This window comes from Rhodopseudomonas palustris, from assembly GCF_003031265.1.
Lineage (GTDB): Bacteria > Pseudomonadota > Alphaproteobacteria > Rhizobiales > Xanthobacteraceae > Rhodopseudomonas > Rhodopseudomonas palustris_H.
Map to the genome: position 1 here is coordinate 3277500 of NZ_CP019966.1, position 16489 is coordinate 3293988.

Here is a 16489-nt window from a genome sequence, read left to right on the forward strand (position 1 = left end):
GGCGCCTTTTTCTTTTGGATGATGGCGCTTCATCAAACACAAAACCGCTCTCACAACGCCGTGCCGCGGCAGGAACCCTGGACGACCTCGTCGTAGGGACTCGGGCTCGACCATCTCGAACCAGGCGCACAAGTGGTGCGTCCGCGTGAAAACATGAAGGCCCCCTATGCCTGCGACAGCGGCTATCGCGCGCGGGCGCGCACGATTGATCCAGCGCAAAGCCTCATTCATTCGAATGAATTAAACAGATGCCAATGAGGCGTCGACGATGAAGTCCAACGGCCACACCGACCTGCTCCGGCCCGCGCTCGGCTCGCAAAGCCACGACACGCGCGCCCGGATGATCGAGGCAGCGATCGAGGTGTTCGGCTCGGTCGGCTACCACGGCGCCACCACCCGCCAGCTCGCCGAGCGGGCCAAAGTCAATCAGGCGGCGATCCCGTATCATTTCGGCGGCAAGCGCGAGCTGTACCTCGCCGCCGCGCAAGCGATCGCCGACTACATGCGATCCCGGATCGAGCCGCTGATCGACCAGCTCCGCACGGCCAGCGCCGACCCCGCCCGTCACATCGACGCGGTGGTGATGCGCTTCTTCCAGTTCATCGCCGGCGACGAAGAGCCCGAGGCCTGGACGGTGTTCTTCGTCCGCTGCGAGCGCGACGCCGACGATGCCTTCCGCATCATCTATTACCAATCGGTCGCGCGGTTTCAGGCCGCGTTGATCGCCGAAGTGGCCGCCGCCACCGGACGTTCGCCGGACGACGAGGATCTGAAGGTCCGTGTCGCGATCGTGCTCGGCGCGATCTCCAACTTCCGCACCATGCGCAACGTCATGCTGAGTTCACTCGGCTGGGACACATTCGACGCCGAGCGAAAGCGGACCGTCGAGACGGCCGTCCGGCGGCTGGCGTTGGCCGAACTGCTCGGCATCGGCGCAGGCGCCCCGTCCGACGTCCATCCCCCGCTCGGCTCCGCGTTCGGAGCCCAACCATCCCCCACGGCCTGACTTCAAAAGGAGGCTGCCATGACCAAGCCCGATCTCACTCAAGCCTATCTGGAATGGACCAAGCAGAAGCTCGACGAGTCCGCCGCGACGATCGCCAAGATCGAGGAAGCGGCCGCCAAGCTCGGCGATGCTTCGAGCGCCAAGGCGCAGGAAGCCCTTGCGCAGCTCCGCACCGCGCGTGACGCCTTCCAGACGCAAGTCAACGCGCTGCAGGCCGATCTTGGCGCCTCGAAGCAGGTGACCGACGCCGCGCTGTCGGCCGTCTCAGCGCAGTGGAACGAGGTCGAGCTGGCGTTCCAGAAATTCCTCGGCACCGCCGGCGATCAGGCCGGGCTGGTCAAGGATGCGCTCGCCGCCCGCGCCGAAGCACAGCGGCAGTCGTTCCTGTCGTCGCTGGAGACGATCCAGACCGGCACCGCCGCAGCGCTCGAACAGGGCCGCAAGGAAATGGAATCCCAGCTCCGCCGCTGGACCGAAGAAACCGAAAAGACGCTCGGCCCGAAGCTGACTCAATTGTCGGCGGCTGGCGACGAAACCTGGAACGCGCTCAAGGCCGGCCTCGATGAAACCGCCGCGGTGTACGAGAAGACCTGGGCCCGGATCTCGCAGGCGTTCACCCCGAAGAAGTAACAGCAGACAGTCTGCTCTCCCCCCTCGCCTCGAATGCTTCATCGATCAGCTGAAGCGATAGCGCCAACGAAGCACGGGCTCCTCATCCTGAGGAGCCCGGCGGAGCCGGGCGTCTCGAAGGATGAAGGCACCGCACGAGCTCGCGGCACATGGTTCGAGACGGCGCTTCGCGCCTCCTCCCCATGAGGTCTTAGAGCGAGCTTACGTCGCAGCTACGCGCCAGCACCTCGGGCGCCGCGGCGATCGCATCATACACCGCCTCGATCTCCGCCGCTGTGCTGCAATAGGGCGGCATCAGGTAGATCGTGTTGCCGAGCGGACGGACCAACAGACCGCGAGCAATGAAGTACGCATACAGCCGCGGCCCGACGTCGGCGAGATAACCGCTGTCGCCGACCTGAAGATCGACTGCCGCGATGGTGCCGATCTGGCGGACGTTGGCGAAGCGCGTGTCGTCGCGAAAACGATCGAGCGCACGGGCGTGAACTGCGGCGAGATCATCGATCCGCTGCCGTACCGGCTCACTTCCCCACACCTGAAGATTAGCCAGCGCCGCGGCGCAGGCGATCGGATTAGCGGTGTAGGAGCTGGAGTGAAAGAACGTCTTGCGCCGGTCGGTCGAGAAATGCGCGTCGAAGATCTCGCGCCGGCACATCGTCACTGCGAGCGGCACCGAGCCGCCGGTCAGTCCCTTGGAGTAGCAGGCGATGTCGGGCACGACGTTCGCCTGTTCGCACGCGAACAGCGTGCCGGTGCGGCCCCAGCCGGTCATGACTTCGTCGGCGATCAGCAGCACGCCGTGCGCCCTGCAGATCCGCGCCATCTCGGCCAGCACCCACGGCGGATAGATCAGCATGCCGCCGGCCCCGAGCACCAGAGGCTCGACGATGATCGCCGCCACCGCCTCGGCACGGCACGCCTGCTCCAGCGCGTCGAGCGTCGCCTGCTCGGCTCCCGCGCGTGGAAACGGCAGCCGGCTGACGTCGAACAGCAGCGGATCGTAGGGTGCATTGAACACGCCGCGTTCGCCGACCGACATGCCGCCGATGGTGTCGCCGTGATACGCGCCCTCCAGCGCCAGGATGCGCCGCCGGCTTTCACCGGAATGCAGCCAATAGCCGAGCGCCATCTTCAAGCCGACCTCGACCGAGGTCGAGCCGCTGTCGGAGTAGAACACGTGCGTCAGCTCGGGCGGCGTGATCTCGACCAGGCGCTGCGCAAGCTGTTCGGCCGGCGGATGGGTGAAGCCGGCGAAGATGATCTGATCGAGCTGATCGGCCTGCTGCTTGATCGCCGAGATGATCGTCGGATGGCGATGGCCATGCGTCACCACCCACCACGAACTGATCGCATCGAAGATACGCCGTCCGTCGTCGGCTTGAAGCCAGGCGCCCTCGCTGTGCACGATCGTCAGGGGTTCACCCTGCACCGCATGCTGGGTGAACGGATGCCAGACCGGCGAGGTGTGGCTCATGGCGCGTCTCCAACAAAGTCCCGCGGATCGAACGCCGCCGCGAACGCAGCGCGCAGCGCGGCTGCCTCGAGCGTGGCCAGCAGCGGCAATCGGCCGAGCCGGCGGGTGCGGCCGAGCTCGGTGATGATCTGTTCGGAGTCGGTGTTTTCGTCGCCGAGGAAGGCGACGCCGAACAGCGGAATGTCGCGCGCCCGGATCGCTTCGATCGACAGCAGCGTGTGGTTGATCGTGCCGAGCGAGGTGCGGGCACACAGCACCAGCGGCGCTTTCCAGCGCGCGAACACGTCGATGTAAGTCACCTCGCGCGTCAGCGGCACCATCAGTCCGCCAGCGCCTTCCACGACCAGCGGACGCGGCACCGCAGGCAATTCGAGCGCATTGTAATCGATGCTGACGCCGTCGATCGCCGCGGCGAGATGCGGCGAAGCCGGCGTGTTCAGCCGGTAGCGCTCCGGCAGGATGCGATCGGCGGCAAGTCCCGACAGCCGCTGCACCGCGCAGGCGTCGGTCTCGTCTTCGAGGCCGGACTGCACCGGCTTCCAATAGCTGGCATCCAGCGCGCCGGCGAGCGCGGCGGCAAACACGGTCTTGCCGATGCCGGTGTCGGTACCGGTGACGATGATCCGCGCACTCATGCTGCTGCCCTCATGTCTTCGGCGAGCGCTGCGAATAGCGAGGCGATCACCTCCTCCGACAGATTGGCGCTGAGCGCGATACGCAGCCGCGCAGTGCCTTCCGGCACCGTCGGCGGCCGGATCGCGCGGACGTCGAAGCCGCGCCGCTGCAGCGATGCCGCCAGCGCCACCGCGGTGGCATTGGCGCCGACAATGATCGGCAGGATGTGCGAGCCGGACGAGGTGATGCCGCAGCGCTGCTTCAGCTCGCGGTCCGCGAACGCGACCAGCGATGCGAGCCGCACCCGCCGCTCCGGCCGGTTGCGGCTGATGTCGAGCGCCGCCCGCGTCACAGCAGCGATCAGCGGCGACGGCGCAGTGGCGAAGATGAACGGCCGCGCCCGGTTGACCAGGAAGTCGCGCACGATCTTCGGGCCGAGCACGAAGCCGCCCATGGTGCCCAGTGCCTTGCCGCAGGTGTGCAGCGTGATCACGTTGGCGCGGCCCTCGAATGAGGCGGCCAGCCCCCGCCCCTCCGGCCCGCAGACGCCGGTAGCATGCGCCTCGTCGATCACCAGAATGGCGTCGTGCCGATCCGCCACCGCGACCAGCTCGTCGAGCCGCGGGCTGTCGCCGTCCATGCTGTACACGCTTTCGACCGCGATCCAGGCGCGACCACAGCCACCGCCGGCTCGCCATTGCCGCAAACGCGTATCGAAGGCGTCGATATCGCTGTGTGGGATGCTCTCACAGGTCGCGCGGCCACGGCGCATGCCTTCGTGCACGCTGGCGTGGATCAGTTCGTCGTACAGCACGAGATCGCCACGCTGCGGCAGCGTCGCAAAGATCGCATGATTGGCGCTGAAGCCGCCACCGAGATACAGCGCACTCTCCGCACCGAAGTAATCGGCCGCTTCCGCTTCGAGCGCTTCGTGCTCTTCGTGATTACCACGCAGCAAGCGCGAACCGCCGGCTCCGACCGGCACGCCGCGCGCGATCGCATCGGCGGCGGCCTGGCGGAGTTCATCGGACTCGGCGAGGCCCAGGTAGTCGTTGGACGTGAAGTCGACACCGGCGCGCGGCTGGAGCTTACGTCGCCGCCCCGCATCCGCAAGTGAACGCAGGTCGGCTTCAAGGCTCTGGTACATTGATCTAGTCCTGGTGGTGCGGCAGCTTGCCGCAGAGCGGGCGCTGCCGTCGTTTGACCGCCGCAGGTGGTGCATTATGCGGCGCACGGCCGGCCGCAGGCGGTAGGAACCACAGGCCGGCTCAGCGCGGCCCTTGCTTAGCGCGCGTCGTCGAGCTCGTCACTGTCCTCGTCATAGCCCCGCTCCGACGGGCCCATCACGATCTCGTGGCGCAGCGCCTCGAACCGGCGCCGGGTCTCCTGGTCGCGGGCCTCGATGAAGGCGATGGCATCAGCACGCGACATCGGCCCGCTGGAAATCGGATGCACGCTGGCCCCGATGGTCTCGTCGACGAAATAACCGCGGTCGTCGCGGCGCATGCGCCATTTGAAGCGCAGCGCATCCAGCGGTCCCGGGCCCTCGCGGGTATAGCGCTCGAGATCGTCGTCGCTGTCGTCGGGCTCCGGCACCGCTCCCGACGCGGGCTCGTCGGTCATCTTCACCGGTTCAGCGGCTGACTCGGAGTCGGAGACATCGCTGTCGGACATTGCCTCGGCCGCAACAGGCTCGTCGCCCTGCGCGTCGGCATCGGACGACGGCGGGACAGAGGGCGAGCCCTCCTCCGGCACCACTTCGTCTCGCGCCTCCGCCTTGGCGTCGGGCTTTTCGAAGATGCTCGCGATCGCCGCGAGCGCTTCATCGGTCGGGTCGTTGGCAGTCAATACAAAGCTCCTCCAGTCGGCCTGAAGACAACACCAAGGCCGAACACGTCAACGCAGACAATGGTCGCTGGTTTCTATTTTGTGTGGCTATGTCGAGGCACAGACCGGTGGGCGCCGAGTTTTCCACGGCCGTTCGCGCTCGAGCTGCGCAGCAAGACGCAACAGCGTGGCTTCGTCGCCGAACTTCGCCGCGAACATCATGCCGATCGGCAGGCCGCTCGCACTCCACGCCAGCGGCACCGACATCGACGGTTGTCCGGACATATTAGACAGGCTCGTGCCCGGAATATACCGACGAAGCGTCGGGCTGATCCCGGAGAGGTCGTGCGCCATGGTATCGATCTCGCCGATCCGCAGCGGCAGCGTGCAGAGCGTCGGCGACAAGAACACGTCGACATTGGCGAAGAAATCAGCCATCGCGCGTGAGATCTGGAACGCGGCGAGCTGCGCCGCGCAATAATCGACACCGCTCGCTTTGCGTGCATTGGCGGCCGACGCCAGCGTCAGCACTTCGAAGTCGCGCTCGGTCATCGCACGGCCGACTGTCTGTTCGGCGAGCTGCACCGCAAGGCCGGTGTTGCAGGCAACGATGGTGGCGATCACTTGCGCCGGATCGGCAGGTAGTACCGGCGCGCGTTCTTCGACGTGGTGACCGAGGCCTTCGAGCAGCCTCGCGGTATCACGCACCGCCGCCGCGACTTCCGGATCGATCGCATCGCCGTAGGCCGAGCGGTCGGTGAACGCGATCCGCAGCCGCCCCGGTTCACGCCCGACTTCCTCCGCGAACGGACGCTCGGGCGGCGGCGCAACGTAAGGGCTCGATGGCTCCGGGCCGTGCAGCGCGTCGAGCATCGCCGCACTATCACGGACACTGATACTTACGACGTGACCGCAGGCGAAGCCGCCCCAGCCCTCGCCGCGATCCGGGCCGATCGGATTGCGCGCCCGCGTCGGCTTCAGCCCGAACACGCCGCAGGCGGACGCCGGAATCCGGATCGAGCCGCCGCCGTCGCTGGCGTGCGCCACCGGCAGGATGCGCGCGGCTACCGCCGCCGCAGCACCGCCCGACGAGCCGCCGGAAGAATGATCGAGATTCCACGGATTGCGGGTCGGGCCGTGTAGCCGCGACTCCGTGGTCGGCATCAGGCCGAATTCCGGGCTGGCGCTCTTACCGAAGATCGTCACGCCGGCTGCAAGAAACCGTCCCGCCAGCGTGCCGGTGTGGGGCGCGACGAAATCCTTGTAGAGGCTGGCGCCGAAGGTCGTTCGCGTGCCGGCGAGCAGGTCGAGATCTTTCAAGACAAACGGCACACCGCTGAATGGCCCCTGCGGCAGGCCGGCTTCGATCTGGTTGCGCGCGTAGTCGTCGTGCCGGACCACCACCGCATTCAACTTGGGATCGAGCGCATCGGTCCGCGCGATGGCTTCGTCGAGCAGTTCAGCCGCCGTGACCTGTTTGCTGCGGACCAGTTCGGCGAGGCCGACGCCGTCGTAATCGCCGTACTCCTTGAACGCCATGATCGACCTCTCCCCGAATCTTGTTTTGGTGATGATGCAATGATCTTTGAGGCGTCATTGCGAGCGAAGCGACGAAGCAATCCAACTCGGACTTGCGGCCCTGGATTGCTTCGCGGAGCCTGTGGTCGGACGGCGCGGAGCGCCGATCCGGGTGCTCGCAATGACGTGCGCCAAGGTGATGAGCGCCGAGCGCCCAACTAACCGAGCACGTCCTGATTGACGACGTTGACGCGGATCGGATCGCCGTCGAGCACGCTCAGCATGTTGCGGGCTGTCTGCTCGCCCATCCGGTCGAGCGCTTCGCGGGTGACGCCGGCGACGTGCGGCGCGATGATCACGTTGGGGAGATCGAACAATTTGTGGCCGTGCGGCGGCGGCTCCTGCTCGAACACATCGAGCCCGGCGCCGGCGAGCTTGCCCGCGAGCAGTGCCTCGTACAGCGCCTGCTCGACCACGATGCCGCCGCGCGCGGTGTTGATCAGATACGCGGTCGGCTTCATCTTCGACAGAAGCGCCGCATCGAACAGCCCGGTGGTCTCCGCCGTCTTCGGGCAGTGCAGGCTGACGAAATCGGCGTCGGGGAGCGCCGCAGCGAGATCGTCCACTGCCTTGCAGCCGGCCGCTTCGATCGCCGCCGCGGGCACGTAAGGGTCGTACACCAAGACGGTCATTTCCATCGCCAGGCAGCGCTTGGCGGTGCGGGTGCCGATCCGGCCGAAGCCGACGATCAGCACCGTCTTGCCGAACAGATCGAACGGCAGCAGCCCGAGCCGCGTCGCCCAGGCGCCGGTCTTCACCAGCGCGTGCAGCTCGGCGCCGCGCTTGGCCAGCGTCAACATCATGAACAGCGCCTGCTCGGCGACCGACGGCGAATTCGCGGTGCCGGCGGTCATCAGCGGCACCTTGCGCTTATTCAGCGCCGGCACGTCGATGGCATCGAAGCCGACGCCGATCCGCGCCACGACGCGCATCTCCTGCGCCGCGTCGAGTTCGCGCTCGCCGAACCTTGTGGCGCCGAGCGCAACGCCGTGCACCGGCGCCTCGGCGCGCAGCAGCGCGTCGAAATCCTCCGCCGAGATCATGTTGGGAAATTCGATCATCTCGATATCGCCGCGCGCGGCGATCAGCGCCCTGCCCCGCTGCGACAACGATTCCGTCACCAGCAGCTTCTTCGTGTTGGACGTCATTTCATGCCCCTGGGGTCTTGTTCGTTGTCCGCGCCGCTCGTGAGATGGCGGCGACGGCATTTTGTATCAGGCCGCGCGCGGCGCGGTCCACCGGCAATTGCCGTGGATCAGGACCGCGTCGCCAGCGCCACGCCGGTCAGCGTCATCACCAGCGCGGCGATCTGGCCGACGCCAAGTGGCTCATGCAGCGCGACCGCCGAAGCGACGACACCGATCACCGGCGTCGCCATGGTGCCGATCGCCGCGACCGATGCCGGCAGCCGCTGCAACGCGGCGAACCAGCAGACGTACGCGACGCAGAACTGGATCACGACGAGATACACCAGCCCGGCCCAGCCGAGCGGCGTCAGCACCGAGGCGTGCGGGATCTCGAAGGCGAGCCCGATCACCGCCACCGGAATGCAGCCGAGCCCGATCTGCCACGCCGCGGACGTGGCACCGGGCAGCGCGATCGGAAACCGCTTCAGGAAGATGGTGCCGAGCGCGAAGCCGAGTGCCCCGGTGAGCGCCAGCAGGATGCCGGGCAGCTTCGTCATGCTGGCGGCGAAGCCCGCCGCGCCCATCAGCGCCGCGATGCCGCCGAACGCCAGCGCCAGCGCCGCAACCCGCCGCAGCGTCAGCAGCTCGCCGAGCAGCGGCCAGGCGAGCAGCGCGGTCCACACCGGCATGGTGTAGGCGATCACCGCGGTCTCGCCCGCCGGCAGCCACAGCAGCGCCAGACCCATCACCGCCATCCACAGCGTGACGTTGAAGAACGCCGAGACCACCAGCCGCAGCCGCTGGTCGCGCGGCACCGCCAGGCTGTCGCCGCGCAGCGCCGCATAGCCGAACAGCGCCAGCGAGCCGGCGATGCCGGTCAGCCCACGCAGCGGCAGCGGCGGCCACTGCGCGATCAGATATTTGGTGACCGGCCAGCTCAGGCCCCAGGCCACCGTGGTCACGGTCAGGAACACCAGGCCGCCGGACGCGATGCGGCCGCGCGCGGGAATCGGAGAAGGATCGGACATGGAAAACCCGGCAGGAGGAGCGCACAGAATGCCGGTGTTGGGTGGCCGGCGCCACCCGTAATCAGACACCTTTTGGCCGTCTCTCCTGAGTCGGGTTTGGCAAGCCCCTGAAGCGAAAAAATACCTGTCCTGTGAACAGCGGGTGCAGCCGCGATCGGCGGCGCCGCGCCGCGTTTTTGATCTTTGGAATCTCTGAGGACTCACCGATACTTGACCGGGTCAGGGCGAGCCGCGGCCCCTGTTTTCCACCCTAATCCACCACATTTAGTATTTGATTCAGGAACCCGCACTATTGCTTGACGGGTCGGACGGAGTCGGCCTAGCTTCAGGGCCGTCCAGCGAGGGAGTGTTTTTGTCCCGCCGGACGTTTCCCAGAAGGGTCCAGACCGACCACCTCCGACGGCCACAGCGGCAGCGGGGCGAGGCGTCGTCTGCTCCTAAATCGACCGTTGGGGCGCATTCCGACGGGCCGGCAAAACGGCTCGCAAAGCGACATGGGGCGTTATGTTGGGTGGAGTGTCCGGCTGCAAAAAATGCGGCCGTCGCCTCTGCCCGCGAAAACAGATGGAGCCGGGTCACGGCTCGCCGGGCGAACAAGGTTCGTCCATCTAGCAACTTCCTGGGCCACCCAAGGCGGGGGTTCGGGCGACTTGAACGGGGCACGAGATGAAGATCGAACGGCGCTACACCAAGGACGGCCAGTCTCCTTACGCGGACATCGCGTTCAGGCTGACGACCAGCGAGATTCGCAATCCGGACGGATCGGTGGTGTTCCGCCTCGAGAATGTCGAGGTGCCGGAGTTCTGGTCGCAGGTCGCCTCCGACGTGCTGGCGCAGAAGTATTTCCGTAAAGCCGGCGTCGCCGCACGCCTGAAGAAGGTCGAAGAAGAGAGCGTGCCGTCGTGGCTGTGGCGCTCGGTCGCCGACACCGACGCCCTCACCGCTCTGCCCGAGAGCGAGCGCTACACCTCCGAGCATTCCGCCAAGCAGGTGTTCGACCGCCTCGCCGGCTGCTGGACCTATTGGGGCTGGAAGGGCAGCTACTTCTCCAGCGAAGACGACGCGCGCGCCTTCTTCGACGAGCTGCGCTACATGCTGGCGATGCAGATGGTGGCGCCGAATTCGCCGCAGTGGTTCAACACCGGCCTGCATTGGGCCTACGGCGTCGACGGTCCCGGCCAGGGCCACTACTACGTCGACTACAAGACCGGCAAGCTGACCAAGTCGAAGTCGGCCTACGAGCACCCGCAGCCGCACGCCTGCTTCATCCAGGGCATCGAGGACGATCTCGTCAACGACGGCGGCATCATGGACCTGTGGGTCCGCGAGGCCCGGCTGTTCAAGTATGGCTCCGGCACCGGCTCCAACTTCTCGCGGCTGCGCGGTGAAGGCGAACGCCTGTCGGGCGGCGGCAAGTCCTCCGGCCTGATGAGCTTCCTGAAGATCGGCGACCGCGCCGCCGGCGCCATCAAGAGCGGCGGCACCACCCGCCGCGCCGCCAAGATGGTGGTGGTCGACGTCGATCACCCGGACATCGAGGCGTACATCGACTGGAAGGTGAAGGAGGAGCAGAAGGTCGCCGCTCTCGTCACCGGCTCCAAGGTCAACCAGAAGCACCTCAAGGCGATCCTGAAGGCCTGCGTCAACTGCCAGGGCTCGGGCGACGACTGCTTCGATCCGGAGAAGAACCCGGCGCTGCGCCGCGAGGTCAAGCTGGCGCGCCGCGCGCTGGTGCAGGACGCGATGATCAAGCGCGTCATCCAGTTCGCCAAGCAGGGCTACAAGGAGATCGACTTCCCGATCTACGACACCGACTGGGATTCGGAGGCGTATCTCACCGTCGCCGGCCAGAACTCCAACAACTCGGTGTCGCTGAAGGACGACTTCCTGCGCGCGGTCGAGACCGACGGCGACTGGCACCTCACCGCCCGCACCAACAAGAAGGTGGTGAAGACGCTGAAGGCCCGCGACCTGTGGGAGAAGATCGGCACCGCGGCCTGGGCCAGCGCCGATCCCGGCCTGCACTTCAACACCACGATGAACGACTGGCACACCTGCAAGGCGTCCGGCGACATCCGCGCGTCCAATCCGTGCTCGGAATACATGTTCCTGGACGACACCGCCTGCAACCTCGCCTCGGCGAACCTGCTGGCGTTCTACGACGTCGGTGCCAACCGCTTTGACCTCGACGCCTACGAGCATCTGTGCCGGCTGTGGACCGTGGTGCTCGAAATCTCGGTGCTGATGGCGCAGTTCCCGTCCAAGCAGATCGCCGAGCTGTCTTACGAATTCCGCACCCTCGGCCTCGGCTTCGCCAATATCGGCGGCCTGCTGATGACCATGGGTCTATCCTACGACTCCAAGGAAGGCCGCGCGCTGTGCGGCGCCCTCTCCGCCATCATGACCGGCACCGCGTATGCGACCTCGGCCGAGATGGCCGCCAAGCTCGGCGCCTTCCCCGGCTACAAGAAGAACGCCGACCATATGCTGCGCGTGATCCGCAATCACCGCCGCGCCGCGCATGGCGAGACCCGCGTCTATGAGGCGCTGTCGGTCAACCCGGTGCCGCTCGACCACGCCGGCTGCCCGATCCCGGACGCCGTCGCCCACGCCAAGGCGGCCTGGGACAAGGCGCTCGAACTCGGCGAGCAGCACGGCTACCGCAACGCCCAGGTGACCGTGATCGCGCCGACCGGCACCATCGGCCTCGTGATGGACTGCGACACCACCGGCATCGAGCCCGACTTCGCGCTGGTGAAGTTCAAGAAGCTGGCCGGCGGCGGCTACTTCAAGATCATCAACCGCGCCGTGCCGGCCGCCTTGCGCGTGCTCGGCTATCCGGAGCACCAGATCGAAGAGATCTCGGCCTATGCCGTCGGCCACGGCTCGCTGTCGAACGCGCCGGCGATCAATGCCTCGACCCTGAAGGCCAAGGGCTTCACCGATGAAGCGCTCGCCAAGGTCGAAAAGGCGCTGCCGACCGCGTTCGACATCAAGTTCGCCTTCAACAAATGGACCTTCGGCGAGGACTTCCTCAAGGACGTCCTCAAGATCGAAGCCGAGCAGATCGCGCAAGCAAACTTCGACCTGCTCACCGCGCTCGGCTTCACCAAGCGCGAGATCGAGGCCGCCAACATCCACATCTGCGGCGCGATGACGGTCGAAGGTGCGCCGCATCTCAAGCCCGAGCACTACGCGGTGTTCGATTGCGCCAATCCGTGCGGCAAGATCGGCAAGCGCTATCTGTCGGTCGAGAGCCACATCCGGATGATGGCCGCGGCGCAGCCGTTCATCTCCGGTGCGATCTCCAAGACCATCAACATGCCGAACGACGCCACGGTGGAGGACTGCAAGTCCGCCTACATGCTGTCGTGGAAGCTGGCGCTGAAGGCCAACGCGCTGTACCGCGACGGCTCCAAGCTGTCGCAGCCGCTGAACGCGCAGCTGATCGCGGACGACGACGAGGACGAGGACATCGACACCTTCCTCGACAAGCCGATGGCCGCCCGCGCCGCGCACGTCTCCGAGAAGGTGGTCGAGCGCCTGGTCGAGCGCATCGTGGTGATGCGCGAGCGCGAGAAGATGCCGGATCGCCGCAAGGGCTACACCCAGAAGGCGGTGGTCGGCGGCCACAAGGTCTACCTGCGCACCGGCGAGTACGATGACGGCCGCCTCGGCGAGATCTTCATCGACATGCACAAGGAAGGCGCGGCGCTGCGCTCCTTCATCAACAACTTCGCCATCGCGGTCTCGCTCGGCCTGCAATACGGCGTGCCGCTCGAAGAATATGTCGACGCCTTCACCTTCACCCGGTTCGAGCCGGCCGGCCCCGTGCAGGGCAACGACTCGATCAAGTACGCCACCTCGATCCTCGACTACGTGTTCCGCGAGCTGGCGGTGAGCTACATGGGCCGGTTCGACCTCGCCCATGTCGATCCGACCGAGACCGGCTTCGACGCCATCGGCAAGGGCGTCGATGAAGGCAAGGTGCCGGATGGCGGCGTGATCGCCGGCCCCGCGGCGGCGACCAAGTATCTGTCCAAGGGTCTGACCCGGTCGCGCACCGACAATCTGGTGGTGATGCGCAGCACCCCCGCCCACCCGGCGGAGACGACGCCGCGCAACGCCCCGGCCGGCGCCTCGCCGACCGTCACCGCGCTGGCCTCCTCCCGCGTCGGCGACGCCCTCGAAGGCGCAACCGCGCTGAAGCAGGAAGTGCAGACGGATCTGTCGCCGACCGAGAAGCTGGAAGCGCTGCAGTGGAGCAAAGCCACCACCGCCGCGACCCAGGCCGCCCCGACCAAAGCCGAACGCCGCGCCGAAGCCAAAGCCAAGGGCTACGAAGGCGAGATGTGCTCAGAGTGCGGCAACTTCACGCTGGTGCGGAACGGGACGTGTATGAAGTGTGATACTTGCGGATCGACGACGGGGTGTTCGTGAGGCACACCGAATACCGACAGTGGAGACCGCTATGAGGATGACGCGGTAAACGCAACAAAACGGGATCAAAGCCAATTCAATCCAACGATCGCTCGGCAGATCTGCCGAGCGATCATCTCTATGAGAACACCTATGAAGATTAGAAATATTCAGATCAAGAGATTCAAACGACTAGACTCTGTCAATTTTGACGTGGACGGCGTCAATATATTGGTCGGAGGAAACAACTCAGGCAAGAGCACCATCATTCAAGCCGTTCACTTTGCATTCACGCTTTTTCAATCGCTCAGCATCCTGAATAAGTGGCCCGCGAAGGATAAGACCTCCCTGACAATCAGCCCAACTGAGCTGATATACATACCGTCCGAAGACCCCTACTCATTAGGACATGGAGGACGCTTACTTGAGGATGCAGACCGCTCTATCAGTATAACATTCACGTTTGACAATGGAGAAGAACTCGACCTGACCATTCGGAAGGGCCGAATTACCAACCTTCTGGTTGCCGTCGACAATACAGATTCAGCGAAATCTGTCTCGAAACTCGACGCCCCCTACTCGGTATTCTCGCCAGGGCTTGCAGGCGTCTCTCGAACTGAAAATTACGTTTCTGATGGCGTACTTCTAAGAGCATTGGCTCGGGGCGACGCAAACATCGTCCTGCGAAACATCCTCTACAGACTACACAGCAAGCCAGAATGGAGCGCCTTCGAAGATGATCTGGCCCTAATATTTCCATCGGTGCGCCTAGAAGTCGTATTCAATTCGTCGGTCGACCAATACATAACGGTCAGCGTAGCCGAAGGCGCCCGTCGAGTTCCGCTAGATCTAGCCGGAACAGGACTACTTCAATCCATTCAAATTCTATCCTACTTCCACCTTTTTGCACCCAAGCTCATCATACTTGACGAACCGGACTCACACCTCCACCCAAACAATCAAAGACTCCTCTGCTCATTACTATCATCTTTATCAATAGATCGCGACGTTCAAGTGATGGTCACCACTCACTCACGTCACGTGATAGATACGATGTACAATGACGCCAAAATTCTTTGGGTTCGGTCTGGGGCAGTTGAAACGGCGCAACCCGATGACCAAGTTGATATTTTACTGGAACTAGGAGCACTGGACATAAAGGAAAAAATCTCAGAGGGAAAATACAAAGCAATTCTACTGACCGAAGACAGAATAACGAACCTAATAACTTTTCTACTTCGCAATTCGGGGTTCGACACAGAGAAGACCGCCATACTTCCCTACAATGGGGTCACTACCCCACACCTATTGAAGCCGCTTGTTCGACAAATCAAAGACATCTCGAAGGCTGCAATCATCGTTCATCGCGATCGAGATTATCTGACACAAGAGGAAGTAGACGAATGGAAAAAGGAGATTAGGAAGACAGGGGCTGAACCTTTTGTTACTGCGGGGATCGATGTGGAGGGCTATTTCTGCACAAAGGACTTTTTATCAAACTACCTCAAAGATTTAGACATCAACGTTGACGACCTCATGAAAGAAATCACCGATGGCGAGCACGACGAGATTATTTCGTCATACGTGAACGGACGTGTCGACGTTGCTCGGAAACTCGGGACCATCGGCCAAATAAACTACGGCAAGCTTAGTGCAGAGGCCGCGAAGGCAGCAACACACTCGCCCTTCGAACTAATGAAGGGGAAACGCCGATTGGCAAAGGTCCGGCGCATCTTGCGGGATGCAGGGGTTAAATTCGACCTCTTAAAGGCATCACCCGGCCCGAAAGATGCGGACCTTGGCGCGCTTGCCAAGAAGATCTTTGGAAAGGATGCGAGGTAACCGCAGCAAGCCTAGCCGTAGGGCGGATTAGCATAGCGTAATCCGCCAATCTCACCGAGCCGATGGGCTGCGACGTTGGAGGCATCTATGCCGGTCGTATTTCGCCGCGACGGGTTGAGATACTACTTCTTCTCCAACGAAGGGCTGCCGCCCGAGCCGGCGCATATTCATGTCAAGGGCGGCGGAAAGGATGCCAAGATCTGGCTGGTTCCGGAGATCGCGATCGCCGACGCCTACGGGTTCAATCGGCGCGAGCTTTCCGCTATAGTGTTGGCCGTCGCTGAAAACCGCGACCTGATCCTGAGAGCATGGCATGACCATTTCAGCCACCAGCGTCCGCTTTGACGATCACACGATGTGGGTCGAGCTGTCGGATGGCCGCACCCTCGGCGTGCCGCTGGCTTGGTTTCCACGCCTGTTGCGAGCGACGCCTGCGGAGCGCGCACAGGTGGAATTGAGCCGCGTCGGCCTGCATTGGGACGCGCTCGACGAGGATATCTCGGTCGCCGGCCTCCTGGCAGGCCGTGGCGACGTGACGCAAACATCGGAAACTGCTGCTTAGCAAGCGTAGCCCGGGTGAGCGCAGCGATACCCGAGTCTCTTTGCCCCGCCGAGATGCTGCCCCCGGATGTCGCTTCGCTCATCCGGGCTACGGGACTAGCTCAGGACAACGAGTCCCTTCGTTCAAGAGCGCTCGTTAACCGATCGCGCCATTTGATCATATTCCTGCGCCAAGTTTCGTCATACGATCGATCCCGGCGTCTGTCATCGTCATCACTCGCGAATATTATCAGCTCCCGATAAATATCATCCATCAGTCCTTCCATCTCCGGGTCGACTGACCAGCGGAGCGATTTCACGGCATCGACATCAATCTCGCCGCCGCCAATTACCGCATTGAGCGCGATGAGCACTTCTTTGACATCGCAGGTCATCGAAACCA

The 16489-nt window shown here is 64.2% G+C and carries 14 protein-coding genes; 6 read left to right on the forward strand and 8 right to left on the reverse strand.

Going from position 1 to position 16489, the window contains the following annotated elements; genetic code table 11:
* Positions 1–268 precede the first annotated feature (268 nt).
* Both RPPS3_RS15290 and RPPS3_RS15295 read left to right on the forward strand, forming a co-directional pair.
* Positions 269–1006, forward strand: coding sequence for a CerR family C-terminal domain-containing protein (locus tag RPPS3_RS15290; RefSeq protein ID WP_107344860.1), 738 nt, complete (start codon positions 269–271; stop codon positions 1004–1006).
* Positions 1007–1024: 18 nt separating this feature from the next.
* Complete coding sequence (locus RPPS3_RS15295) at positions 1025–1636, forward strand: hypothetical protein (protein ID WP_107344861.1); 612 nt, start codon at positions 1025–1027, stop codon at positions 1634–1636.
* Between the two features lie 190 nt (positions 1637–1826).
* Here the strand turns inward: RPPS3_RS15295 and RPPS3_RS15300 are convergent, their stop codons facing one another.
* The 7 genes from RPPS3_RS15300 to RPPS3_RS15330 all read right to left on the reverse strand — a co-directional run bounded on the left by RPPS3_RS15300 (position 1827) and on the right by RPPS3_RS15330 (position 9285).
* Positions 1827–3110 (reverse strand): adenosylmethionine--8-amino-7-oxononanoate transaminase, encoded by a 1284-nt coding sequence (locus RPPS3_RS15300; protein ID WP_107344862.1) that lies wholly within the window; start codon positions 3108–3110, stop codon positions 1827–1829.
* Positions 3107–3745, reverse strand: coding sequence for a dethiobiotin synthase (bioD, locus tag RPPS3_RS15305; protein WP_107344863.1), 639 nt, complete (start codon positions 3743–3745; stop codon positions 3107–3109). Before bioD ends, RPPS3_RS15300 begins: the two co-directional genes overlap by 4 nt.
* Positions 3742–4872, reverse strand: coding sequence for an 8-amino-7-oxononanoate synthase (locus tag RPPS3_RS15310; protein WP_107344864.1), 1131 nt, complete (start codon positions 4870–4872; stop codon positions 3742–3744). Before RPPS3_RS15310 ends, bioD begins: the two co-directional genes overlap by 4 nt.
* A 137-nt stretch (positions 4873–5009) precedes the next feature.
* Positions 5010–5573 (reverse strand): hypothetical protein, encoded by a 564-nt coding sequence (locus RPPS3_RS15315; protein WP_107344865.1) that lies wholly within the window; start codon positions 5571–5573, stop codon positions 5010–5012.
* Between the two features lie 87 nt (positions 5574–5660).
* Positions 5661–7091 (reverse strand): amidase, encoded by a 1431-nt coding sequence (locus RPPS3_RS15320; protein WP_107344866.1) that lies wholly within the window; start codon positions 7089–7091, stop codon positions 5661–5663.
* A 197-nt stretch (positions 7092–7288) separates the two neighbouring features.
* On the reverse strand, positions 7289–8278 hold the full coding sequence (locus tag RPPS3_RS15325) for a hydroxyacid dehydrogenase (RefSeq protein ID WP_107344867.1): 990 nt from the start codon (positions 8276–8278) through the stop codon (positions 7289–7291).
* Between the two features lie 107 nt (positions 8279–8385).
* Positions 8386–9285, reverse strand: coding sequence for a DMT family transporter (locus RPPS3_RS15330; protein ID WP_107344868.1), 900 nt, complete (start codon positions 9283–9285; stop codon positions 8386–8388).
* A 666-nt stretch (positions 9286–9951) separates the two neighbouring features.
* On the opposite strand from RPPS3_RS15330, the gene RPPS3_RS15335 reads away from it, so the two are divergent.
* The 4 genes from RPPS3_RS15335 (at position 9952) to RPPS3_RS15350 (ending at position 16108) form a co-directional block, all read left to right on the forward strand.
* Positions 9952–13725 carry a vitamin B12-dependent ribonucleotide reductase gene (locus RPPS3_RS15335; protein WP_107344869.1) on the forward strand — a complete coding sequence of 1258 codons (3774 nt, stop codon included), beginning with the start codon at positions 9952–9954 and terminating at the stop codon, positions 13723–13725.
* Positions 13726–13857: 132 nt separating this feature from the next.
* Positions 13858–15546, forward strand: coding sequence for an AAA family ATPase (locus RPPS3_RS15340; RefSeq protein ID WP_159060688.1), 1689 nt, complete (start codon positions 13858–13860; stop codon positions 15544–15546).
* A gap of 87 nt (positions 15547–15633) precedes the next feature.
* On the forward strand, positions 15634–15891 hold the full coding sequence (locus RPPS3_RS15345) for a DUF4160 domain-containing protein (RefSeq protein ID WP_107344871.1): 258 nt from the start codon (positions 15634–15636) through the stop codon (positions 15889–15891).
* Positions 15860–16108: a DUF2442 domain-containing protein gene (locus RPPS3_RS15350; protein ID WP_107344872.1), complete on the forward strand. Its 249-nt coding sequence runs from the start codon at positions 15860–15862 to the stop codon at positions 16106–16108. The genes RPPS3_RS15345 and RPPS3_RS15350 overlap by 32 nt, the downstream gene beginning before the upstream one ends.
* A gap of 100 nt (positions 16109–16208) precedes the next feature.
* Here the strand turns inward: RPPS3_RS15350 and RPPS3_RS15355 are convergent, their stop codons facing one another.
* Entirely contained in the window at positions 16209–16481 is a 273-nt protein-coding gene (locus RPPS3_RS15355) for a hypothetical protein (protein WP_107344873.1), read from the reverse strand.
* Between the last annotated feature and the right edge of the window lie 8 nt (positions 16482–16489).